The 22,787-nt window shown below is 62.1% G+C and carries 17 protein-coding genes; 11 read left to right on the plus strand and 6 right to left on the minus strand.

What is annotated here, in order from left to right:
* Entirely contained in the window at window positions 1-1,197 is a 1,197-nt protein-coding gene (locus ACX3OZ_RS18690; RefSeq protein ID WP_459096127.1) for a glycosyltransferase family 2 protein, read from the minus strand.
* A gap of 210 nt (window positions 1,198-1,407) precedes the next feature.
* Between ACX3OZ_RS18690 and ACX3OZ_RS18695 the strand changes: the two genes are divergently transcribed.
* On the plus strand, window positions 1,408-2,205 hold the full coding sequence (locus ACX3OZ_RS18695) for a WecB/TagA/CpsF family glycosyltransferase (protein WP_459096128.1): 798 nt from the start codon (window positions 1,408-1,410) through the stop codon (window positions 2,203-2,205).
* A gap of 4 nt (window positions 2,206-2,209) precedes the next feature.
* Here the strand turns inward: ACX3OZ_RS18695 and ACX3OZ_RS18700 are convergent, their stop codons facing one another.
* A complete protein-coding gene (locus tag ACX3OZ_RS18700; protein WP_459105181.1) occupies window positions 2,210-4,942 on the minus strand; it encodes a glycoside hydrolase family 9 protein in 2,733 nt (910 codons plus the stop codon).
* Window positions 4,943-5,044: 102 nt separating this feature from the next.
* On the opposite strand from ACX3OZ_RS18700, the gene ACX3OZ_RS18705 reads away from it, so the two are divergent.
* From ACX3OZ_RS18705 to ACX3OZ_RS18715, 3 genes are read left to right on the plus strand one after another with little or no spacing between them, the layout of a single operon-like run.
* The gene (locus ACX3OZ_RS18705) at window positions 5,045-7,741 is read left to right on the plus strand and encodes a polysaccharide biosynthesis/export family protein (RefSeq protein WP_459105182.1); all 2,697 of its coding nucleotides are present in this window, start codon (window positions 5,045-5,047) and stop codon (window positions 7,739-7,741) included.
* Window positions 7,742-7,765: 24 nt separating this feature from the next.
* On the plus strand, window positions 7,766-9,337 hold the full coding sequence (locus tag ACX3OZ_RS18710; protein ID WP_459105183.1) for a tyrosine-protein kinase domain-containing protein: 1,572 nt from the start codon (window positions 7,766-7,768) through the stop codon (window positions 9,335-9,337).
* Window positions 9,334-10,548 (plus strand): glycosyltransferase family 4 protein, encoded by a 1,215-nt coding sequence (locus tag ACX3OZ_RS18715; protein WP_459096133.1) that lies wholly within the window; start codon window positions 9,334-9,336, stop codon window positions 10,546-10,548. The genes ACX3OZ_RS18710 and ACX3OZ_RS18715 overlap by 4 nt, the downstream gene beginning before the upstream one ends.
* 1 nt (window position 10,549) lies before the next feature.
* Here the strand turns inward: ACX3OZ_RS18715 and ACX3OZ_RS18720 are convergent, their stop codons facing one another.
* Window positions 10,550-11,515, minus strand: coding sequence for a glycosyltransferase family 2 protein (locus tag ACX3OZ_RS18720; protein WP_459096134.1), 966 nt, complete (start codon window positions 11,513-11,515; stop codon window positions 10,550-10,552).
* On the minus strand, window positions 11,512-12,849 hold the full coding sequence (locus ACX3OZ_RS18725; RefSeq protein WP_459096135.1) for an oligosaccharide flippase family protein: 1,338 nt from the start codon (window positions 12,847-12,849) through the stop codon (window positions 11,512-11,514). The genes ACX3OZ_RS18720 and ACX3OZ_RS18725 overlap by 4 nt, the downstream gene beginning before the upstream one ends.
* Before the next feature lie 220 nt (window positions 12,850-13,069).
* On the opposite strand from ACX3OZ_RS18725, the gene ACX3OZ_RS18730 reads away from it, so the two are divergent.
* The 5 genes from ACX3OZ_RS18730 to ACX3OZ_RS18750 all read left to right on the plus strand — a co-directional run bounded on the left by ACX3OZ_RS18730 (window position 13,070) and on the right by ACX3OZ_RS18750 (window position 18,005).
* Window positions 13,070-14,068 carry a hypothetical protein gene (locus ACX3OZ_RS18730; RefSeq protein WP_459096136.1) on the plus strand — a complete coding sequence of 333 codons (999 nt, stop codon included), beginning with the start codon at window positions 13,070-13,072 and terminating at the stop codon, window positions 14,066-14,068.
* A 94-nt stretch (window positions 14,069-14,162) separates the two neighbouring features.
* Window positions 14,163-15,581, plus strand: coding sequence for a mannose-1-phosphate guanylyltransferase/mannose-6-phosphate isomerase (locus tag ACX3OZ_RS18735; protein ID WP_459096137.1), 1,419 nt, complete (start codon window positions 14,163-14,165; stop codon window positions 15,579-15,581).
* Between the two features lie 37 nt (window positions 15,582-15,618).
* Complete coding sequence (locus ACX3OZ_RS18740) at window positions 15,619-17,019, plus strand: phosphohexomutase domain-containing protein (RefSeq protein WP_459096138.1); 1,401 nt, start codon at window positions 15,619-15,621, stop codon at window positions 17,017-17,019.
* A 98-nt stretch (window positions 17,020-17,117) separates the two neighbouring features.
* The gene (locus tag ACX3OZ_RS18745) at window positions 17,118-17,291 is read left to right on the plus strand and encodes a hypothetical protein (RefSeq protein WP_459096139.1); all 174 of its coding nucleotides are present in this window, start codon (window positions 17,118-17,120) and stop codon (window positions 17,289-17,291) included.
* A 318-nt stretch (window positions 17,292-17,609) separates the two neighbouring features.
* Window positions 17,610-18,005: a hypothetical protein gene (locus tag ACX3OZ_RS18750; protein ID WP_459096140.1), complete on the plus strand. Its 396-nt coding sequence runs from the start codon at window positions 17,610-17,612 to the stop codon at window positions 18,003-18,005.
* A gap of 30 nt (window positions 18,006-18,035) precedes the next feature.
* Here the strand turns inward: ACX3OZ_RS18750 and ACX3OZ_RS18755 are convergent, their stop codons facing one another.
* Entirely contained in the window at window positions 18,036-18,506 is a 471-nt protein-coding gene (locus ACX3OZ_RS18755) for a MarR family winged helix-turn-helix transcriptional regulator (protein ID WP_459096141.1), read from the minus strand.
* A 123-nt stretch (window positions 18,507-18,629) separates the two neighbouring features.
* Between ACX3OZ_RS18755 and ACX3OZ_RS18760 the strand changes: the two genes are divergently transcribed.
* Window positions 18,630-20,600, plus strand: a complete 1,971-nt coding sequence (locus ACX3OZ_RS18760) for an FAD-binding monooxygenase (protein WP_459096142.1) — start codon at window positions 18,630-18,632, stop codon at window positions 20,598-20,600.
* A gap of 349 nt (window positions 20,601-20,949) precedes the next feature.
* On the opposite strand, the gene ACX3OZ_RS18765 is transcribed toward ACX3OZ_RS18760, so the two are convergent.
* A complete protein-coding gene (locus ACX3OZ_RS18765; protein ID WP_459096143.1) occupies window positions 20,950-21,612 on the minus strand; it encodes a TetR/AcrR family transcriptional regulator in 663 nt (220 codons plus the stop codon).
* Window positions 21,613-21,920: 308 nt separating this feature from the next.
* Here ACX3OZ_RS18765 and ACX3OZ_RS18770 point away from each other — a divergent pair, with 308 nt between their 5' ends.
* Window positions 21,921-22,679 carry an outer membrane protein assembly factor BamB family protein gene (locus ACX3OZ_RS18770; protein WP_459105184.1) on the plus strand — a complete coding sequence of 253 codons (759 nt, stop codon included), beginning with the start codon at window positions 21,921-21,923 and terminating at the stop codon, window positions 22,677-22,679.
* Window positions 22,680-22,787: the final 108 nt, after the last annotated feature.

Consider the following 22,787-nt stretch of genomic DNA (forward strand, 5'->3'; position numbering starts at 1 on the left):
TCAGGACCCGTCGGGTCCCTTGCGGTCCGTCCGGATCCAGTCACCGCTTCGCTTGCCGCCGGCCAGGGCGCGGTAAAGCTTGAACTTTCTCAGCGCAAACGGCACTACGCCCAACATCGCGCGGGCCGGCAGTATCTGGCGGCCATGGACATACCACGCCAAGAACCCAGCAAGCCCCAGCAGCAGGCAGTTTATGCCCGATAGCCAGAGCGCAGCCCCCGATAGACCGAGTGCCAATGTCAGCCCCGCGGTAACGACGAAACTGGTCCCGACCAGCATGATCAGCAGCGTCAGGGGGGGCACGATTGTGTCGAGCGTCAGCGCCAGTGCGCCGATGCTGCGCGCCGCAACCGCCCGCGGCAACTGCCGGACTGCCATGGCCGTCATGCCGAGATGGCCTTCCTCCCACCGGCTGCGCTGCGAGGCGGCCCCGGACGCTGAATAGGGGAAAGAGCTGCTGATCCGCGCTTGGGAGCAATAAACTGCCGGCGTGCCAGCTAGCGCCAGATCCAGTCCGAGCTTCATGTCCTCGACCAGACTGCCATGGGCGAGATTGGCGTCGTGCAGGATTGGCCAGGGAAAGGCCATACCACTGCCCGTCAAGTGGCACGGCAGGCCAAGCCGGTGCAGGCCAGCGGGCCGAACCTGATTTTTGACCAGGAACGCTAGCTCGGCCACCTGCAAGCCGATGCCGCTATCCGGCGGGGCCGACAGCAGATATAGCCCCTGCGCCGGGCGTCCGCTGGCGCAGGCCTCCGCGGCCAAATGGTTGATCGCTCCCGGCGCCAGCCGGCAATCGGCGTCGACCAGGATCGCGACCGCCGGCGGCTTTTCGGCCAGATAGCGCACGCCAAAATCCAGCGCAAAGCCCTTGCCGCGCCGCGCCGGATCGACACGCTCCACCACCTCGGCCCCGGCCTCCCGGGCCAGCATGGCCGTGCGGTCGGTGCAATTGTCGGCAACCACCAACAGCCGATCATCCCGCCGCAGCTGACTTCGCAGCGCTGTCACGGTATCGCCGATGCCATCTTCCTCCTGATGCGCCGGCACAATGACCGCTACCGCAGGACGGTCTCCGCTCTGCTGTGGCGCGCTGCGCTGCGGCAACAGGCTGGCCAGGACCTCGACGGCAAAAATCATCGCCGGAACCAGCAGCGCCAGATTGGCCAGAACGAGAAGGAGAACCACAACAATCATCAGCTTTTATGTCCAGCGGCGAGGGCCGCGTGGCGACCCTCCATCATCATCGCCCCGAGATCAACAAGGCGTCATCGACAGGGTCAACACACCCAAGGATTAACCATGCTCAACCATTTGGCCGCCCGCCAGCACTGCCAGCTTGACCCATTTGATCGCCTGCTGTTGTGGTGATTTTTGTAACGGTTAAATATTGTTGGAATGCATCAGATGCTATCGGCATTCGACGGAAAAACTAAAATTGATGAAAATTTGATTCAAAAGTATATTAAGCGGACATATTTCATCGGAGCTCCTTTCGATGATGTAGATTTTGATACAACGGTAGAATACATTGTTGAACAGCGTGGTGTTGGTGGCTTTAAATATGTAGTCACCCCAAATGTGGACCACGTTGTTCGAAATGCTGCGCGTCCGGCATTGAAGATCTATTATGAGAATGCCTGGTTGACGGTGTGCGATAGCAAGCCGCTGGCTCTGTTGGGCCGTTTGTTGGGGCACAAGCTGCCGCGCGTTACCGGGTCCGATCTGACGATAGCCTTGTTTGAGCGCGTCATTCGCGATGGCGACCGGTTGACGCTGATCGCGCCGCATCAGGCTGTGATTGACCAGTTGCGGCAGCAATATCCCCGCCTGCATATCCGGGCCTATGTGCCGCCCTTCGGCGTCGGCGAAAACCCGGTCGAGCTGCAACGCTGCGTCGATTTCGCAGTGCAGGAACCCGCCGATTTCGTGTTCATCGCCATTGGCGCCCCGCAATCCGAGGCCATCGCCTACGCCATGTCCCTGGATGGACGCGCCACCGGTGTGTGCTTTTGCATTGGCGCGGCGCTGGAGTTTGTCACCGGCCTCAAGCCGCGCGCGCCGCAACTGATGAGCACGCTCGGTCTGGAGTGGCTGCATCGCCTGTTGTCGGATCCCCGCCGCCTGTGGCGCCGTTATGTGTTTGCCGTGGTGCCGCTGCTGGGCCTGGTCGCCGGCGAGTTGCGGCAGAAGCGCAAAGGCTAGGCGGCTACCGGGCGTTGATGTACAGCGCCAGCGCCGTCATGGTGCCGATGCTCTGGGCCACGGTATATTCCTGCTGCATCACCAGGGCAGGGTGCTCCACCAGATATTCAAAGTAGGGCAACGAAAACCGCGCTGGCTCGATGCGCCGCTCTGCAGCATGCTCGGCGGTGCCCACTTCCGGCAGGGGTGACCAGGGTGGACCGAAAATCCAGCCATGCGCCGTTTGCGCCTGCGACGCCCAGCCATAGATCGTGATCCCCGCCGGGGGCGCCACGCCCATGGCGATGCGATCTTCGTGCAGGGGATTGCCAATTGCCCGTGTGCCTAGACCGGTCACCAGGCTCAACCCCAATTGATTGGCGCCCACCATGACGTGGTGAGCCTGTTCCAGCGCCCTTAAAATCGCCGGATCGCCGCCGATCTGATGCGCTCTCAGCAGCAGTTGCAATTCAGAATAGGCCGGGGCGCCGCCCTGGCCCCAGCCCGCCGGCGCACCGGGATGCTTGAGGCTTGGATAGGCGAAATGCGCTTGCGTCTCCACCACCACTTGGGCTTCGCTCAGGAAGCGTTCGCGGATGGCGGCAGCAATTTCCGGCAGAGCCTCGCCCGATTGCAGATAGTCCCAGGCGGCGTCGCCCTTATGGGCGTATAGGTCCATCCCGGCCTGCCACCGCGCTGCGAAAATGGCACCATATTCGTCCGCGCCGCTCAGCCGGAACAACGCGGCGGCCGCAGCCGCCCGATATTCTCCAGAGCGTGCCTGCAGCGCGTCTCGCCGCTGCGGCCAGCTGACCTGGGCGAACACGCCGCTCGCCTGGCCCGCGGCGATGGCGTCGGCATAAAATTCATCAGGATCGGCAAAGCCGCGTTCCGCCGCCTGCCAGGCGGAAATCGCGCTGTCGGCGTAGAGCTTTGCCAGTGCCTCGGCGTCGAGGTCTTGCAACGTCCGGGCCAGATTGGCCGCCACCGCAGCATATTTGTAGCTCGACAGATGGTCAGGCGCGTAGGCGAACACTGTCTGATGTTCAAGGAAACTCGGCTCGCCGCGCAGCGGATGCTCGGCGCTTTCGATGCCGCCATGGATGCTCCCGTCCGGCGCCTGCAGCCGGCGAAAGAAATCTAGCACCCAGATGGCTTCGTGCACCAGATCGGGCAAGCCGTCGCTGTCCTGATACAGCGCCTTGTCAAGCCATTCCGCCGATTTTGGCAGCCCGGTGGTGGTCAGCCAGCGTTCGGGCGGGGTGAATTCATGGGCCTGCAACAGCAGCCAGGACACCTCGACATGCTGGATCCGCCGGTCCCAATCGCCGGCATCCATATAACCCCCCCAGAAATCCGCCGGCGCCGCGATGCTGGTGATCCAGTCGGGCTTGGTCGCCTCGGCGAACGGTACAAAACCCTCAAATTCGGACGACCACGCCAGCGGCAGCCGGGACTGAACAATGGTGAAATCTGGTCCGGGCCGAAATGCGGCAGGCCGTTCATAGCCGAAGCGCCCGTCCAGCGGCACGCCGCTGCGATGGTGATAGAGACCGGCCAGGCCGTTGAGGGCAGCGTGCTCCCACACATCGTCGGCGATGCTGATCGGGTCCGACACGCCAATGCCGGGCACCCGAAGATGATACAGACCGGGCTCGGCCGGCAACCAGGCCGAATAGTCCAGTTCAAACACGAAGGTGCCCGCCCGATTGGCCCGCAACGCCGGGGTCGCCCTCGCCCCAGCAGCCAGCCGTTGCGGCAGCGCCCCGTCCATTCCGCTGATGGTAAAGCCGGTCGGGGTGGTGGTGGCGATCGTCGCAAACACCGCGCCAGCATCCTGCTCCCCCGCCAATCGTTCCAAGCCGATGCGCTGACCGACGGCAAAATAGTGAGGTCTGGCGGTGGTGAAATGATCGTCCGTTAATCCGATCAGGGCCGTGGGCGTCGCCGCGCTATCGGTATAATCAACCAGCGCCTGCGGGAGCCCATTGCCGGGCTCAGGCGCGTCAGGGCCAGCGCGCAGCATGATCGGGCCGGTAAAAACTACGTCGCCCGCCGTATCCAGAACCTCGAAATCCTTGATGCCATAGCGCCGAAAATCCACCGCGCCGCCTTTGCCAGCACCGGGCAGCCACAGCGACAAATAGGCCGATTTGGCCAGGTCGGTCGCGCGATGGCCGTTCTGCGTCGCATGCAGCGACGAAGCGCGGGTCGCTCGGTCGTCAAACACGAAAGCCGTGCCGTCCAGCATCGCATTGGGCCATTCGATCACATGGCGCCCAGGCGCCAGCGGCGCCTCCAACATCAGATAGAGATCGTGCTGGAAACTGGCGCCTGCTCTGGCGTCGCCATTGCCCGAACGGAACAGGCCGGAAGCATAGGGCATGGATTTGCGGTAGACCGCGATAACCTCGCGCCCGCCGATCGCGCCGAATTGGGCCGCGTCATCGGCCGTGGCGCGATCAAAAAACACCGTGGGTGGCGTATCTTCGAGCCGCAAATGATCGCGTTTGGGGCCAATCACCAGCCCCCAATTGCCCTCATGCTGGACCCAGCTCCCATTCGGCTCCCGCCGGGGCTGGGGGAGGGCGATGATTTGCCCACTGCTGTACGCCGGGTCGCGCAATGTGACATGAACAATGTCCGGTGCAGCCATCGACACCTCCACCACCCGCACCGGTTCGGCGCGGACTGGAACGGCGCAGCCGAGCAGCACGATCAGCAGGCACAAGCGGCGATAGACGCGATGGAGTGACATCGTCTCGGCATTAACCTTTCAGCGGGTTTGTCCGCCTCGTTAACCTGCGGCCCCGGTGTCGCATGGTACGATTATGGTCTCGCGGGTTCGGGGTATCTCCGGTTGAAGTTCGTCGTTTTGGTCATCGCATTATTGGCGGCATTCCCCCTCAGCCTGCTGCTGCGGAGCAGCCAAGGCTTTGCCCGGATGTTCTGGACCGCATTTGGCATGCTGCCGTTTTTTGCCGCCGAACTCCCCATGTTCGACGTCGCCCTCATTACCTGGGCCGGCGATTGGATCGGCTTTGTTTATAGCCTCGAAATCACCATTGTCGACATCTTCGCCCTGGCGGCGCTGCTGAGCTTCGCACCGGGCGGCGGGTCGATCCCGGCCTGGTGCAAGCTACCGCTGTTGCTCTATGTGGGCGCCGCGGCGCTGTCGATGCTGCAGGCCACCCAGCCATTGGCGGCGGCGTTCGGCGTCTGGCAGTTCGCGCGCATGTTCCTCATTATGATGGTGGTGGCGCGGCTCTGCCTGGAGCCGAAGCGCGCCATCGATATCCTCAACGGCATGGCTCTGGGCATGGGGGCACATCTGATTGCCGTGCTCTATCAGCGCTATGGGCTGCACTTGCCGCAGGCGCACGGCCTGTTTATCCACCAGAACACGCTGGGCATGGCCGCCCATCTGGTGCTGTTTCCCCATCTCGCGCTGCTGCTCTACGGCTATACCGGCGCCCGCAAGCAATTACTCACCATCGTCGGCACCATTCTCGTCGTGCTCTTCACCGCCTCGCGCGCGGCTGTCGGGTTCAGCGCGGTCGGTATGGCCTTGCTCTATTCGGTGCTGGCACTGGCCGGGCTGACCGGGCGCAAAATGCTGTTCGTTTCGCTGGCGGTCATGGGGCTGGTGGCGGTCGCGCCGGTGGCCATGTCGTCTTTCGACCAGCGCTTTGAAGCCTCTCCGCTCACCGAAGACCAATATGACGAACGCGCCGCGTTCAACCGGGCCGCCACCTTCATTGCTGAAGATTACCCCTGGGGCATCGGCGTCAATCATTACGTCCAGATCGCCCGCGATTACGGCTATTCGGAGCGAGCCGGCGTCTGGCCCAGCGAAGGCAATCGCAACAACATCGTGCACAATGCCTATCTGCTGGCGGCGGCAGAAACCGGCTATCTTGGCCTGATCGCCTTCTGCCTGATGCTGGCGGTGCCGCTGGTCACCGCCTTTCATACCGGTTGGCGGTTCCGCGCTACCGCCGAAGGCAATCTGCTGCTTGGCTTCGGCGTCGCCCTGTTGGTGGTCTATGTGCACTCGTTCTACGAATGGGTCATTTTCGCCAAGGAAATCCAGTATCTGCTGTTCATGACCATGGGCATGATCTTCGGCATCACGCTGCGCCTCAATGCCATGGCCCGGCATGTCGCCTTGCAAACTCAGCCCATGGCGGCGGCCGGCTCGCGCGTGCCCAGCAAGGCGCATGGTAACCATGAAACCACGAAGCTCCCCCTTACCGCCCCCGCTTTGTTGCTTGCAGGGGGCTTGGTTGGCTACTGGGATGGGTATGATCGGAGTTCGAAAATGAGCCGGCCCAAAACGAATTTGATATCCTTCGGCCTGACCCTGCTTGCGCTGGTGGCATTCTTCGCGCCGCTGCAGGCGCATAGTGCCGAATTATATCGCTTGGGCGTGCAGGATCGTTTGCGCATCTATGTGTCCGAATGGCCAACGCTGACCGGCGAAGTCGTGGTCGGCGCTGGCGGAGAAATCTCGTTGCCGGTTATCGGCCAGATCACCGCCGCCGATCTCGACACCGCCGAACTCGGACGCCTGATCGCCGAGCGGCTGATGAAGGCGGTCGATCTCATAGAACTGCCCAACACCTCGGTCGAGGTCATCGCCTATCGCCCCTTCTATATTCTGGGCAGCGTCATGAGCCCCGGCGAATATAATTACCGGCCCGGCATGGTGGTGCTCAATGCGCTCAGCATTGCCGGCGGGGCCTATCGTGTCGCCGACCGCTCCGAATGGGATATCGAGCGCGTCGCCATCAGCAGCCGCGGTGACATCTCGGTCCTCGATCTGCGCTATCAGGACCTGCTGGCCGAAAAAATGCGGCTGAGCACCGAGCTCGATGGCCTCGCGGCCTTCCCGCCAACGCCGGCCGACGCCGACCCGCAATTGCTGCGCGCGCTGGCCGAACAGCAGCGCATTTTCGACGGTTTGGCGCAACGCCGCCTCTCCGCCAAGGCCTCGCTGGCCGCCTCGATTGCCACGCTGGAAAAAGAGATCGAGGCCGTCGACCGCCAATTGGCCGACGTCGCCATCCGTCGGCAGTCCAATGATGCCGAACTGGCGCAGGTGCGGGAGCTGGCCAAGAAAGACCTGGCCGTGCAGCGCCTTGCCCCGCTCGAATCCACGCTGGCCGAAATTCAGCGGCAAAATCAGGAGCTGGAGATCAGCAAACTGCGCGCCGAGCAGTCCCTGCAGGATCTGCAGCGCCAGCTCAGCGAGATCGACCAGCAGCGTCAGGTTGAACTGGTTGCCGAACTTCAGAGCGTCAATGCGCAGCTTCGCGAAGTCGAGCAGCAGCGCAGTGCGCTGTCCAGCCTGCTATCCGGCGCCGCCTATTATTCGGCCGAGGCGGTCAGTACCGCAGTGGCCCAGGCCGCGCCGCAACTGCGCTACCTCATCGTGCGCGCCGAGGGCGACACGCTCAATGAAACCGAAGTGACGGAAACCACCCGCGTGCTGCCGGGCGATATCGTCAAAGTTCTGCGCGCCGCGGAGCATCCCGTCTCCGCCATCCGACCGTAACCGGGGCATCAGAAGGACCATGTCATGCTGGAAGTGACCCGCCCCGCGCCATCGGCCACCGAGTTCGTGCTGCCGCCGCCAGTCTATGATTGGAAGTGGATGGTAAAATCGCTGCTGCGGCGGCCGCTGATCCTGCTGCTAGCGCCCTTGCTCTGCGCCGTCGTGGCGGCGGGCTATGTGCAGATGCGACCGTCGCATTACACCGCCGCGACCATGCTCAACATTACCAACCTGCGCCTGTCCTCCAGCGATCAGGATACCTTCTACGCCGAAGCGCTGTTCGATCCGACCTTTCTGGAAACACAGATCCAGATCATCGCCTCCGAGCCGATTGCCCGCGCCGTGCTGGCCAAGGCCAATCTGGCCGGTGCCGCGCCGGAGGATGAACACAAAGCTATCCAGCAATTCAGAGACAGCCTCAGCGTGCAACGCGTCGGTCAGAGCAATCTGGTGCGTGTCGCCTTTACCGATGTGGCGGCGCAGCCGGCGGCTGACACGGCCAACGCCATCGCCGTGGCCTATATCGAAAAGCTACGCGCTGATCGCGAAAGCGCCGTGCAATCCGCCAGCAGTTGGCTGCGCGAACGGCTTCGCGGCGTCGGCGCGCAGGCCCATGTCGTTTCCGAAGCCACGGCCCCGGTGGAAAAAAGTGGCACCCGCGGCATACTGATCATTGCCATGGCGCTGATCGCCGGCGGCATTGGTGGGGCCATGCTGTGCCTTGCCATGGGTTTCCTCGATCGCCGTATGCGCGATTCCGAGCAGGTGAATGCCGTCACCAGCGTCGAATGCCTGGGCATGGTGCCGCTGCTGAAGGCGACGCCCGGCACAGGCTCCAGAGCCCCGCTCGACGGGCAGTTTTCTTTCGCTTCGGCCCCCTCCCTGTTCTCCGAAGTCGAGCGCAATGCCTTCACGCCGCTGTGGCAGACGCTACGCAGCGTTGGCGCGGTCGCGTCTCGGTCTCCGGAGCGGACCCAGCGGATCGCCGTTACCTCCACCCTGTCCGGCGAAGGCAAAACCGTCATTGCGGCCAACTATGCCCTGTTGGCCGCCCGCAGCGGCAAGCGGGTGCTGCTGGTGGATGGGCAGTCTTATGATCCCGCGCTGTCCCGCGCGCTCGCCCCGCAGGCCACCCGTGGCCTCGCCGATTTTCTCGCGGTGGGCGGCTCGGATTTGTCGCGCTATGTGTTGACCGATCCGAAATCGGGCCTGTCGCTGCTCCCCTTCGGCCAACCACGCAGCAATGATGGCGGCGGGCAGCTGTTGTGGTCGGAGCGGATGGAACTGTTGTTCGAACAGGCGCGGGATTATGATCTGATCCTCTTCGACATGCCGCCGCTGGTGGCGACGGGCGATCTGCGTGCCGCAACGGCGTTTATCGACAATTTCCTGCTGGTGCTACAGTGGAATATGGTGACCGACACGCAGCTGCGCGCCGCCTTGGGGCTGGCCGGCGCGGTCCGCGAGCGACTGATCGGCACGGTGTTCAACCAGGCCTCGTTGAGCCCATTTGAGCGCTGGTTCTCCCCCGAGGCCGCCCTGATTGCGCGGCAAATGCAGCTGACGCCAGCCGCGACGAAACGCCAAACGCCTTGACCGCGAACAAGCTCGCCTACCTGCTCAACACCTATCCCACGCCCAGCGGGACCTTCGTTCGCAATGAGATCCTGGCGCTTGAGCAAATCGGGCCCCCGGTCACGCGGCTGGCGGTTCGTCGCTTTGCCGGGCCGCTGGTCGATCCGCTGGATCTGGCCGAGCGCGACGCCACGCGCCTGCTGATCGACGGCAATCTGTTCGATCTGTGCCGCGCCACCTTGCGGATGCTGGTAACCAATCCTCTTGGGCTGGCGCGCGCGCTGCCCGCCTGGTGGGGGCTGCTGCGGAACTCCGGCGGCGGGCTGGTCCGCCATATCGCCTATCTGATGCAGGCCGCTTTTTTGCGCGAAGAGGCCCGGCGCAGCGGCATCGCGCATGTCCATTCGCATTTCAGCAACAACGCCCCGGCAGTGGCCATGCTGTCGTTTCTGATGGGCGGCCCGAGCTATAGCTTCACTGCCCATGGCCCCGATGAATTCGTCGACGCGGCGCAGTTGAGCTTTGCTGCCAAGATCGAGCACGCCGCCTTCGTCGTCGCCATCTCCGATTATTGCCGTGCCATGCTGATCAGCCTCGCTGACCGGACCGAGCATGCTGACAAGATCCACATCGCCCGTTGCGGCCTCGATCTGGATCAGTTCGCCGTGGCCGCGCCGGTTGCGCCGGACAATTACACCCTGGTCTGTGTCGGCCGGCTCTGCCCGCAAAAGGGCCAGGTCCATATTCCCGCCGCCGTTGCCGCGCTCCGGCAGAAATTTCCGGCGCTGCGGGTGATCCTCGTCGGCGACGGCGATAGTCGCGCCGACATCGAGCGCGAAATCGCCCGTCACGATGTGGCCCAGCACGTGATCCTGCATGGTTGGGCGAGCAGTGACGATGTCCGGAAACTGATTGCGGCTAGCCGCACTATGCTGCTGCCCAGCTATGCCGAGGGCTTGCCCGTGGTCATCATGGAAGCCTTTGCCCTCGGGCGTCCGGTTATCTCAACCCCGATTGCCGGCATTCCAGAACTGGTGGACGCGCAATGCGGTTGGCTGGTGACTCCCGGTGATCACGCCCAACTGGTGGCGGCGATGGAAGCCGCGCTCACCGCCAGTCCCGCGCAATTGGCAATGATGGGGCAGGAGGGGCGACGCCGCGTCGAGCGGCAGCATGATCGTCGCGTGCTAGCCGAGCAGTTGCAGACGCTATTCGCGCTGCCCCGCGCCTGAGCTACTTATATTCGATGAGCCCGCCCGTGCGCTGCAGCAGCCGATTGGCATAAAAGCGCAGCGCACCCTGCAGTTCCGGGAATTTGCCCACCACCAGGAAGAAGGCCGGCCACCAGCCATCGCCGCGTCGCGCCAGCCGCGCTATCTGCAGCGGATACACAAGTAGCAGCAACAGGCAGGCCGGGTGGATCAACACCGCCGCCAGTAGGGTGGCGAGCGGCAGCGCCAGCCCCCACAGCAGCACGCGTTGCGTCTCGCGTTTCCAGATTCCTTGGGGCGATGCTGCATGCAGTGCCGACACCTCGGCAAAAGCGTGCCCCGCCCGTATGGAGCGCCGCCACCACTGGCCAAAATGCATAATGTTGGCGTCGTGCAGCGTCATCTCGGCATCCAGCCGCCAAATCCGCCACTGCGCCTGCCGCAGCCGCACGCACATTTCCGGCTCCTCGCCGGCGACCAGCTGATCATTATAGCCGCCCACGGCGGTGAAGGCGCTGCGGCGCACCATGATGTCGCCGCCGCAGGCCAGCGCTTCGCCCACCGGGGTGTCCCATTCGCGGTCGCACAATTGGTTGTAGATCGACTGTTCCGGAAACCGTTCGCGCCGCCGACCGCACACCACCGCCACATCGGGATGGGCGCCCAGGAACGCCTCGGCGTGACCCAGCCAGCCTTCATCCAGCACGCAGTCGCCATCGATGAACTGGATCAAAGTCGTATCGGGAAAGCTGGCCTCCAGCGCCGCACAGCCTGCATTGCGCGCCCGCGCCGCAGTGAAAGGCAGCCGCGGATCTAGCTCCGTCACCTGCGCCCCCAGCGCCCGCGCTGCCGCCACGCTACCATCGCTCGAGTTTGAATCCACATAGACCGCGCGCCGCACCAAGGGACCGAGTGATGACAGGCACGCCACCAGCCGCTCGCCCTCATTGCGCCCAATGACCACGATGCCGATCTGCGGCCCGGTCATGAAAACCGCACCAGATCGAAGGCGGTGCCAAAACCGGCCTGCCAGCGCAGCAGGGTGAAACCGGCCAACAGCAGCAGCAGGGTCGCACTCAGCGCCACATCCTGCCGAAGGAATGACAGTCCTTCGCGCCGCTGCCCCGCCAGGATCGGAATGTAGCGCCCGATATCGCCCAGTGCGATGACCAGAATGACGCCCATGACCCCCATCGCCGATAGCGCCAGCGGAATGCCGACCGCCAGGCTGATCAGCTTCACCAGATTACCGCCGGCGCCATAGAGCGGTTTGCCCAGCCCCATCAGCGCATATTCATTCATGCTGCACAGGATGCTGACCCAGACCGCCACCAGCATGACCGGCAGCATCCATCCTGCGTCCTGATAGCGCGCATCATAGATCAGCATGACCGCATAGTCGGCAAAGGTCGCGCCAAACGCGATACAGGCGGCGCAGCACAGTAGCAACTTGAACCGCAGCGGGGCGATCCGTGCCCGCAGCTCATGCCGTACCCCTTGCTGCTGCGCCGCGATCACTGGAAAGACCAGCGAATGGCCGAGGCGCGCGAACAAGGCGGCCGGCAGGTCGGCCACATTGCGGGCCAGACCATAAATGCCCAGCAGCGCCAGTGGCACGCTCTGGCCGAGATAGAGCTTGTCGAAGCTGGCGCATAAAAAGGCCAGTATCGAGGACAGATAAATCCACTTGCCGAAGGACACGATGTCCCGGACATGGCTGCGATCCCACGCCAGCCAGTTCCGCGCCTCGGGCAGCAGATAGGTGGCGATGGTGCGGATGGCAGCGGTCAGGATATTGGCCAGGATCAGCGACCAGATCGTCGGGCTCAGCAGCGCCAGCCCCACGGTCAGCACCGCCCCCACCGCGTCGACGCTCAAATCGAACAGATTGAGCCGCACGAATTGCAGCCGCCGCTGCAAAAGATAGATCGAGATAGACGCCGCACCCATGATCGCCAGGGTCAGGGCGGATAATTGGATCGCCGACGTTGGCAGCTGATACAGCTGCCCCAGCGGCGCGGCGGCGAAAAACAGCAGACTGAACAACACCAGCCCGCGCCCCAATTGGATGGTCCAGGCGACGTCAAGAAAACTGCGGCTCTCGCCCTTTGGATTCTGGACGATATTCTGCCCAATGCCGACGTCGGAAAACAGCTCGATGCCCATGCGCAACGTGTTGATGATCAGCATCACCCCGAACACTTCGGGCACCACCAGCCGCGACAGAATGACATTCGAGCCAAAGCGCAGTCCCACCGAAGCCCCATAGGCACCGATGGTCCATATTGCGCCGTGCAGCATCTGCTTGGGAGAAAAGGCCATCGTTCTGGAATCGTCTTGCTTGCGTGTCGGACCGGCCGCCATCGGCGGCAGCCAGTGCACCCTAGCCACCCCGGCTTAACGTTTCATCCAGTGGGCCCAATACTATAACGCTTGTCAGCGCCCCAACCTCTTTACCATCCGCCGGACAATGAATTGATCGCTCATGCCCGCGCCATTACGTTGCGGACGCCCCGTGGCTTTCTGGGAGGCGGGACACGCCGTGACGAAAAAGATCGGCAATTCGATTGTGCTGGCCTTGGTGGCCTGTGTTTTGGTCACGCTATGGGCGATCGGTTTTTTTAACCCGCAAGCGATCGAGGAGGCAGCTGCAGCGCCGGTCGGCACCGGCCTCAATCAGCGCATTATCCAGTCCGGCCACAGCCTGACCGATCCAATCCCGCCATTGCTCCGCAGCCTGGCCATTGCGGCCGGCGCTGAGCCCGATATCACCATCGATGGCTCCACCCGTCCCGGCAGTCCGATGGACCAGCGCTGGAACGAGGGACCAGCGCCCGGCATGCCGGATGCACGCGCCGCCATCGGGCAGTACGACGCGTTGGTCTTGACCGAGCGCGTTCCCCTATCCCGAACCATCCCATGGCATAATTCGGCTGCTGAAGCATTGCGCTGGTTCGAGCATGCCTCTGCCCATGGCGCCGCCGGGCAGGGCGCCCAAACCTATCTCTATGCCACCTGGGTCGAGCTGGGCAGCGGCCCCGGCTACGACAATCCCTATGATGACTCCGATGGGCACATCCCCTGGCGCCAGCGGCTGCCCCGCGAATTCAGCGCCTGGATGCTGCTCGCCGACCACGTCAATCAGCGCCGCCCGTCAGAAACCGAACCGCTGCGGGTCATTCCCGCCACCATGGTGCTCGCCGCCGCCAGCGACGAAATCGCCGCCGGCGCCGCCCCCGGTCTGGATGACTTGGGGCAACTGTTTTCCGACGAAATTCACCTCAGTCCGGCCGGCGCCTATCTCGTCGCGCTGACCCATTACACGGTGATTTACGACCGGGAGCCGCACGGTCTGCCGGCCGATCCGGCAGTCTCGCCAGAAACCGCGACCTGGATGCAGTCTCTGGTATGGGATGTCGTCGCCAATTTCCGGGCGGCCGAAACCAGACGCCTCGTCGACCAACTCACCCCGGCCGAACTACAGGCATGCCTGTGGCAAGACCTGCGCGGCCGCTCCGCCCCCTGCGTCCAGCCGAGCTAGCGCTACGGCATGGTCGACGTTCATTGAATATTGTGTCGTTAGTCTTACTTCCAAGCGCTTGTCAGGCGACGACCTCATCGTTGGAAATCAGATCGTGAAAATCGTCCCAGTCATACTCGCCGGCGGTCAGGGCACGCGCCTATGGCCCCGGTCACGCGCCGCGCGGCCGAAGCAGTTCATCGATCTGGTAGGGGGCACCAGCCTGTTCCAGCAGACCTTGGCCCGGGTGGCCGATGCCAAGCGCTATCACGCGCCCATCGTCATCACCAATGCCGACTACCGGTTTCTGGTGGCCGAGCAGGCCGAAGAGCAGGGCGTCGCCCTTGGTCAGATCTTGCTGGAAGCGGTGGCACGCAATACTGCTGTGGCGATTGCCGCTGCGGTCCATTCGGCGATGCTGGAGGACGAAAACGCGATCATCCACGTACTCGCCTCTGACCACCTGATCCCGACCAGCGCCGACTATGTCCAGGCCGTGGACGCCGCGGCCCAAATTGCGCGCGACGGTCATCTGGTGACCTTCGGCATTCGACCCGATCGTCCTGAGACCGGCTATGGCTATATCGCCGTCGGTGCCCCCCTGAGCCATGGCGGCCACAAAGTCGTGGCCTTCGTCGAGAAACCGAGCGCCGACAAGGCCATCGACATGCTGGCGCAGGGCGGCTTTGTCTGGAATTCCGGGATGTTCATGATCCCGGCCAAGCTGTTTCTGGCGGAATGCGAGCTGCTGGCCCCCGAAGTGTTCGCCGCCGCCCGGGACGCGCTTGCCGGCGCTAAACGCGATCTCGATTTTATCCGCCTTGATGCGACAGCCCTCGCTGCGTCCCCCAATATCTCGGTGGACTATGCCATTTTCGAGCGTACCGAACGCGCTGCCGTATTGCCGGTGTCGTTTTTGTGGTCCGATCTCGGGGCTTGGGACGCGGTGTGGCAGGCGCAGGAACGCGACGCGGATGGCAACGCCGTCAGCGGGCCGGCGCTGCTCAGCAACACCAGAAATTCCCTGGTGGTGACCGAGAAAAGCCATGTCGTGGTCGACGGGCTCGATGATGTGGCGGTGATCGCCACCGAAGACGCGGTGTTTGTCGGCCGCCTGAGCCAGGTGCAAAATGTCGGCGCCATTGCCGCCCAGCTCAAAAGCGTCCCGGCCACGCGGGCGCTGACCGAAACCCACAAAACCGCCTACCGCCCTTGGGGCGGCTATTCCTCGGTGCTGACCGGCGAGCGCTTCCAGGTCAAGCGCCTATTCGTCAAACCCGGCAAAAAGCTGAGCCTGCAACGCCACCATCACCGCGCCGAGCATTGGATCGTCGTGCGCGGAACGGCCGAGGTCACCGTCGACGGTCAGGTCACCATCCTCACCGAAAACCAGTCGATCTACGTCCCGCTCGGCTGCAACCACCGCCTGGTCAACCCCGGCAAGATCGAACTCGAAGTGATCGAAGTCCAAACCGGGTCCTATTTGGGCGAAGACGACATCATCCGCGAAGAAGACGAATTTGGCAGGGCCTGAGGCAGGGTCGCCTTCATTCGAAAACGAGGTCAGAACAGTGATAGCATTTGGCACGAGCGGGCTTCGCGGTGACGCGGCCTTTCTCACCCGCGAACTGTGTCAAAGTTACATGGAGGCTTTCACCGCCCTCGTAGGGGAGGCGGGATGTATCGCCATTGGCCGGGATAGACGGGCGAGCAGCAGCCGCATAATGAAAGACTGTTCTGAGGCGCTAGCCGACCTCGGATGGACAGTCATTAACGTTGGTGTTTTGCCAACGCCGGCTTTAGCAAATTTTGCGACGCCGCGGGGAATGCCGGCAATTATGATAACGGCTAGTCATAATCCTGCCAGCCATAACGGTATGAAGTTTTTTACTCGGAATGGAGAACTTAACAAGCAAGAAGAAGCCTGGTTGCAGTTGCGGTTGGCTAGTATAGAGCCAAAGACTGATTTCCCGGACCAGGATTTCGTCGTTCCCGAAGAGATAGCTGAAGCCAGCCTCGGCTATGTAAGCAGATATACGACATTTTTCACTGGCTTGGATCTCACCGGTCAGCGCATCGGGATCGATCATCATTCGGCGGCAGGGACAGCTCTGCTGCAATCCATCCTAGAAGCGCTTGGTGCTAATTGCTTACCTGTCCGCACGTCGGCCGCATTTATTGCAATTGATACTGAGGCGTTAGATGCTGAGTATCTTGATGCTGCCAAGCACTGGATAGAATCCATGGAACTGGACGCGCTAGTTTCAACTGATGGGGATGGTGATCGGCCGCTGGTCTTTGGGGAAGATGGAGCTCAGATACAAGGCGATATTTTAGGTGTCGCTGCATCTTGTTTTTTGGGTGTCAGCACTCTGGTAACGCCGCTCACGACCTCGGCGCTTGTTGATCGATGCGGGCTCTTTTCCAAAATCCACCGAACCAAAGTCGGATCACCCTACGTAATTGAAGGCATGCTGCAGGAGATTTCGAACGGCAAACACCCCGTTGTTGGATTTGAGGGTAACGGCGGATATCTATGCACTTCATTGCGAAGAGAAGATGCCACCCTCCCGGAGCTTTTGACCAGGGACGCGGTACTCCCCATTCTCGCGTTCCTCGGGTTCTGCGGCGGTAGGCCGCTTTCGAAAGCTATCGAAGCTTTCCCCTCAAGGTTTAAGAACACGGCTCTTATCCCCAATACGACAAGGGTCAACGCGGAACGCGTTTTAGCGCTGATCGCGGGTGACAGAGCTATTAGAGCTAACATGCATGGCTCGTTTGAAGAGCCCAAGGAAATTTCACTGCTGGACGGAGTAAGAATCGCTGATCGCCTAGGAAATATTATACATTTCCGGCAGTCTGGAAATGCGGAGGAGCTCCGCATCTACGTCGAAAGTGATAACAAACAAGATGCAGCAGATTTATTGGAAAAGGCCGCTGAAACAGCGACAACTCTTCTCGCCGATATCTGAGTTGCACATTAACTGCTGTCTGACTGCTTGGTGCGCACCCCATGACCTGCCAGCTGGCATAGCCGATAAGGCATAGGCATGCGCCTATGAGTATGACTATGTTCAAGATTTCCGATGAGCCCCTTCCCCTTGGCGCAAGCTTGGTTGGATTGGATTTATTTTGCGGCGGGCGAAGTCGGGCCGCCTTCGAGCGGCAGGTCGCCCTGCGTTATCGTTTCATCTACAAGACGGCGTTCCGCTGGCTCGGCACAATAGCGATGCTGAGGACGTGACCCAATCGGTTTGCTTGCGGCTGGATGATGCAACCAAACTTGAAGGCCCGCCAGTTTCCCGGCAGGCCGCGTTTCGACCGCCAGCCCAGCGATCCGTGTAACGCAGAAAATCAGCAGCTCGGGGAGCGGCGGCCGGCAGAGGATGTTGCGCATATTCTCGCCGATTTGGGAGCTTAGGGCGCCGTGATAGGGGCGCATACCCTGTTGCTGATTCGGGCGATCGCGTAGATTGGCCGTAAGCGCCAAAGGGACCCTGTCTGATTTGAAGGCGGCGGACGCGGTATTGGCACCGTGGATTTGTTGACGGTGTGAGCTGCTATGTCTGCGCATATGCCCAGTGATGGAAATTTCCAGTTGCTGGAGGTCGTGCCGGGCCGGATGGAGTGCAGTCCGGCAGTGGGGCGGCGCAACTGGCCGGACGAGACCAATGCCCGGATCGTTGCAGAGACGCTGACCGATTTCTGGACAAAGCGTCGTCATCGAGGGCACGCGCAACTTGGCCCGTTCAACCGTCTGCGCTCTGCGATGATGGCTTTTCCATTTCATTGGCTTAACGGGGGCGGCTACCAACCGGAGAATGAAGCCACGATTGCTCTGCTGAGCGGGCTGTGGCGAGAACCCGTTGGCTGGCCATGCGTGTGGACTACGATGATGTGCCCCCTCAGCGAACCCGGACCGCTGTTTAGGTTGAAGGGCACCACCGTTCGTAGCTAAACAGCATACGTCCGCAGAAACGCGCGGTGACTAGCGTTCGGGCTTTGACCTTAGCGGGGCCCGGCTGAGGTCATTGGCTGCCGTGACCGCCCTGCCAAGCAGGCGCATGAGTTCGCTGGCTTCATCATGGGCCAGTCCCTGCAGCATGACCTGCTGCGCCCGCTCGACGCCCGGCGCAATCCTGTCGATGATCTGCTTTGCTTCCACCGTACCGCGCAGCGAATGGGCGCGGCGGTCGTTGTCGTTGACTTCGCGTACCAGCCAGTTTCTCTGCACCAGGCGATCGATCACGCCGCCGATCGTGGTTCGGTCATAGGCGATCAGACCCGCCAGGGTCGCCTGGTCGATACCCTCATTTTCCAGGACGGTGGCCAGCACCGCATACTGAACGGGCGTAATATCGCAATCCAGTTTGGCCATTTCGGCGTGAAAAATTGCGACCGTGATCTGGTGAAAGCGCCGCACAAGATGGCCCGGCATATCGTCTAGCTTCGTTACCATACTATCCAGCAAATCCTAAAAATTGACAAGCATACTGATTATCAGTATCCATCCTATCATCTATATTGATACCTGTCTCCGCAGCGACGGAGGCTCTGACAGATCGCTGGGGAGGCGAATGGCATGCAGTTTCATCTCAATGGCTACACGACAGGTGATCCCGCAATTTCGGCGTCTGCAAAGAGCGCCGCGTCCATCGATCATCAAAAGACACTACCCGATGACGTTGACGTATTGATAATCGGCACCGGCCCGGCCGGGCTGACGCTTGCGGCGCAGCTTGCAGCATTTCCCGAGATCCGGACCCTGATCGTCGAGCAGAATGCGGGCCCGCTCCAGCTCGGCCGCGCTGATGGCGTCGCCTGCCGTACGATGGAAATGTTCGAAGCCTTCGGTTTCAGCGAACGCGTTTTGAAAGAGGCCTATTGGGTCAATGAGACGCGTTTCTGGAACCCTGATCCGGACGACGCGACCAATATCGTCAGGACCGCCCGCGTGCGCGACACCGAGGTTGGGCTGTCCCAGTTTCCACATGTCATCATCAACCAGGCCCGCGTGCATGACTTCTATCTCGAAGTCATGCGCAATGCCCCCAACCCCTTGGGGCCGGTTTACAATTGTGGCCTGACGGGGCTGCACATCACGCCACCAGACTCATCGGGCAAGGACCAGGCCAGGGCTCCGGTCGCAGTCACCCTGCAGCACCAGGACCCGACGGGCCAGGTTCGGGAGCACACGGTCAGGGCCCGGTATGTGGTGGGCTGCGATGGCGCCAGAAGTGGCGTGCGCAAGGCGCTTGGGCTTGAGTTGCGCGGCGACTCCGCCAGCAAGGCCTGGGGCGTCATGGACGTGCTGGCGACGACCGACTTCCCCGACATACGGTTCAAGGCCCTTATCCAGTCCGCGACCGAGGGCAGCATCCTGCTCATTCCTCGTGAAGGCGGGTATCTCTTCCGCCTCTATATCGAGCTTGAAACGCTCCGTGAGGGGGAACGCGTCGCCAGCCGCAACATCACGGCCGACGATCTGGTTGCCGCCGCCCGGCGCATCCTCAATCCCTACGTGCTGGACGTGAAGGAAATCGCGTGGTGGTCCGTCTACGAGATCGGCCAGCGCGTGGGTGACCGGTTTGACAATGTCGCGGAAAACAAGGCCGGCCTTGAGGTACCACAGGTCTTCATTGCCGGCGACGCATGCCACACCCATAGCCCCAAGGCCGGCCAGGGCATGAATGTCTCCATGCAGGACGCGTTCAATCTGGGCTGGAAGCTGGCGTCCGTCATTCGCGGCCAGGCGAGCCCGCAATTGCTGCAGACCTATACGGCCGAACGGCGCGCTGTAGCCAAGGAACTGATCGATTTTGACCGTGAATGGGCCGCAATGCTCAGCACGTCGAAGCAGGCACAGAACAAGCCCGTGGCAAAGCCAGCCGGTTCGGAAACGCCGCAAAGCTACTTTGTGCGGCACGGACGCTATACCGCCGGAACCGCGACACATTACACGCCGTCGCTGATTACCGCCGAGGCGCCCCAGCAGGCCCTGGCCGAAGGGCTCGTGGTCGGTATGCGGTTTCATTCGGCGCCTGTCATCCGGCTCGCCGATGCCCGTCCCATGGAATTGGGCCACACCGTCAAGGCCGACGGAAGGTGGCGCCTGTTCGCCTTCGCCGGCGATCAGGACCCGTCCTCACCGGGATGCAGGATCCGCTCATTGTGCGACTTCCTGGCGAATTCTGTCTCGTCACCGGTGCGGCGCTACACGCCCGCAGGCTGGGATATCGACTCGGTCATCGACGTCAGGGCAATCTTCCCGGGTGAGCATCACGCGCTTGCAATCGAAGAGCTGCATCCCATGCTATTGCCGCACAAAGGAACGCTCGGCCTCTGCGACTATGAAAAGGTATTTTGCGCGGACCCGACCGCCGGCTCGGACATTTTCGAGTTGCGCGGCATAGGGCGGCAGCAGGGCTGCATGGTTGTGGTGCGACCTGACCAATACATCGCAAGCCTCCTGTCACTCGATGCGCATGCAGAGCTCGCGAGCTTCTTCGAGCGTTTCATGATCGCGGGGACCAATGTCACAGCTGATCGCTGAGGTGGCGTATCGCACGCGGCAAATGGCCTCCATGTCAGGGTCAGGCTGCGTAGGACTTGCCGTCGCAGTCTTGCTCTTGTTCGGGAGACGGCCCACCACCTTACTCGACGGTCTAATGTAGGTCTGCTTCGAAGCTGACGCCCAATAGCGGCCTGGCTGCACCTGGCGTTGGAAGAACAATAGCGGACCGCTGCCGTCCTGGGGACGGCGGACGACGGCCAAAAGAGGGATTTCCCTCACCACGTTGAATCAGGCATGAAACTGCATATGGAGTGAACATCCGCGCCAGGTCATGTGCCGGCGATCTCTCGGTGAACTGATGCGCATCCGCAAAAAGATGCCCATTGGCTCACGACTGTTGCGGCTCTTGGCGCAGGCGGGTGCCGTTGAGGAACATGGCCCAGTTGGCGTCGAACACAGACTTGCGGCGTTCGTAGTCCTTCACATAGTCCAGGCCGAGCAGGGCGTGGCCCCAGATCTCGCCGATGATAGAATAGTAGAGATGACCGCTGAGCTGGATCGGGTCCTGGGCGGCAAGGATGCCCTCGGCCTGGGCCTGGGCCACAAGTGGGATCAGCAAGTCCTGGATGCGCTGTTCGGTGATGGCGAATTCAGCGCCGATCATGGGGAATTTGGGTACGGCACCGATGCACATGCGGTAGAGGTCGGCGCTGCCTGGGGAGACCGCAACCTCGAATAGTGCCGCGCAGGTCTCGTGCAATGCGGCCATGGTGTCGAGACCGCTGACGTCTATCGCTGCCAGCTGCGCGAGAACCGCGGCACGTTCCTGCGCTATGGCGGCGACGAACAGCGCCTCCTTGCTGTCGAAACGGCGATAGAGCGTGTGCTTAGACATGCCGCAGGCCTCGGCAACTGCACCAATGCTGGTCGCCTCGAAACCGCGCTGACGAAACATCACCAGGGCGGTTTCAATCACCAGCTCCGACAATCGCTCGGCCTGTCCGGAGCGAGGGCGACCGCGTTTCCTGGCGGATAGGCCGGTGTCAGTCAATCAAGCCCCCTCTGGCTGTGACCCTTGGTCAGCAATTGCGGCAGAATGGCGGACCTTGGTCATGCTCAGCGCGGGGTCGGTTTGTCAACCGGGAAGCTGGCTGCGGGCAACTCGTCGTAGGCGCGCGCTGACGGCGGAGAAACGCGCGGCAGGTCCTTCAAGGACATCGCAATACTGCACATTGGGTTTTCTTACGGCGCTTGCGTCTAGGCTGGGCGGGCAGCGGTAGGGGCTTGTCTGGCGCCATCGTTGCAAAGACAGAGGCGGATAGCGCCCACGGTCAGCATTTCTGTAAGGGTAGGAATTCCATGGCTAATCAATTGCATCGGCTCCTTCTAGGGGGAGTCGCGGTCGCTGTTCTGGCCGCTTTTGGCGGCAGCGCAGTCGCCGACGACGTGACTTATGAGCGCCTTGTTAGTCCCGAGGCGGGCAACTGGCTCTCGGTCAACCGGACCTATGACGCCAACCGCTATTCGCCGCTTGAAGAGATCACCAAGGAAAATGTCGGCGATCTCAAGGTGGCCTTCACCGTGCCGCTGATGCCGGGTTCCAAGGGCGCGGGCGCCTTTGCGAGCTCGCTGCAGGGCACGCCGCTGGTTGATAATGGCATCATGTATATGTCGGACGGTTGGGGGCGGATCTACCGTATCAACCTGACCAAGGGCGATCGCGGCTTCATCGACTGGATCTATGATCCCGACACCGATGGCGAATTGGCCACCGGTATTCTGAACAATCGTGGCGTCGCACTGTTGGGCGACTCGATCTACTCGGTCACCCCCGATTGCGGTCTGATCCGCGTGAACAAGGACTCCGGCGAGCTGATCTGGCGCGTCGAAACCCAGCAGAACCCCGTCGAATATTGCACGATGGCGCCGCTGGCCATTGACGGGAAGATCGTCATGGGGCCGGCCGGCGGCGATGGCCCGATGCGCGGGCGTCTGGAGGCCTACAACCCCGAGGACGGCTCGCTTATCTGGGACTTCCAGACCATCGATGATGCTTCCTTCGAAACCGGTGCTGAAACCGGTGGCGGCGCGGTTTGGGTTATGTCAACGGCGGAGTAAAATCCGGCCATTAGGCGGAGCAAGACCAGGCCACCTTTGGCGCGCGCATGAGACCGCCGGGAGGGCATAGCCCGAGCGGGGGTCTCATGTGCGCGTGCGATTTTTGAG

This window comes from Devosia sp. A369 (genome assembly GCF_054489345.1).

Coding starts and splice junctions, on each gene's coding strand:
- ACX3OZ_RS18750 (WP_459096140.1), top strand. CDS start 17,610: ATGTCTGCGCATATGCCCAGTGATGGAAATTTCCAGTTGCTGGAGGTC.
- ACX3OZ_RS18745 (WP_459096139.1), top strand. CDS start 17,118: ATGTTCAAGATTTCCGATGAGCCCCTTCCCCTTGGCGCAAGCTTGGTT.
- ACX3OZ_RS18710 (WP_459105183.1), top strand. CDS start 7,766: ATGCTGGAAGTGACCCGCCCCGCGCCATCGGCCACCGAGTTCGTGCTG.
- ACX3OZ_RS18695 (WP_459096128.1), top strand. CDS start 1,408: ATGCTATCGGCATTCGACGGAAAAACTAAAATTGATGAAAATTTGATT.
- ACX3OZ_RS18755 (WP_459096141.1), bottom strand. CDS start 18,506: ATGGTAACGAAGCTAGACGATATGCCGGGCCATCTTGTGCGGCGCTTT.
- ACX3OZ_RS18725 (WP_459096135.1), bottom strand. CDS start 12,849: ATGGCCTTTTCTCCCAAGCAGATGCTGCACGGCGCAATATGGACCATC.
- ACX3OZ_RS18770 (WP_459105184.1), top strand. CDS start 21,921: ATGGCTAATCAATTGCATCGGCTCCTTCTAGGGGGAGTCGCGGTCGCT.
- ACX3OZ_RS18760 (WP_459096142.1), top strand. CDS start 18,630: ATGCAGTTTCATCTCAATGGCTACACGACAGGTGATCCCGCAATTTCG.
- ACX3OZ_RS18690 (WP_459096127.1), bottom strand. CDS start 1,197: ATGATTGTTGTGGTTCTCCTTCTCGTTCTGGCCAATCTGGCGCTGCTG.
- ACX3OZ_RS18720 (WP_459096134.1), bottom strand. CDS start 11,515: ATGACCGGGCCGCAGATCGGCATCGTGGTCATTGGGCGCAATGAGGGC.
- ACX3OZ_RS18700 (WP_459105181.1), bottom strand. CDS start 4,942: ATGTCACTCCATCGCGTCTATCGCCGCTTGTGCCTGCTGATCGTGCTG.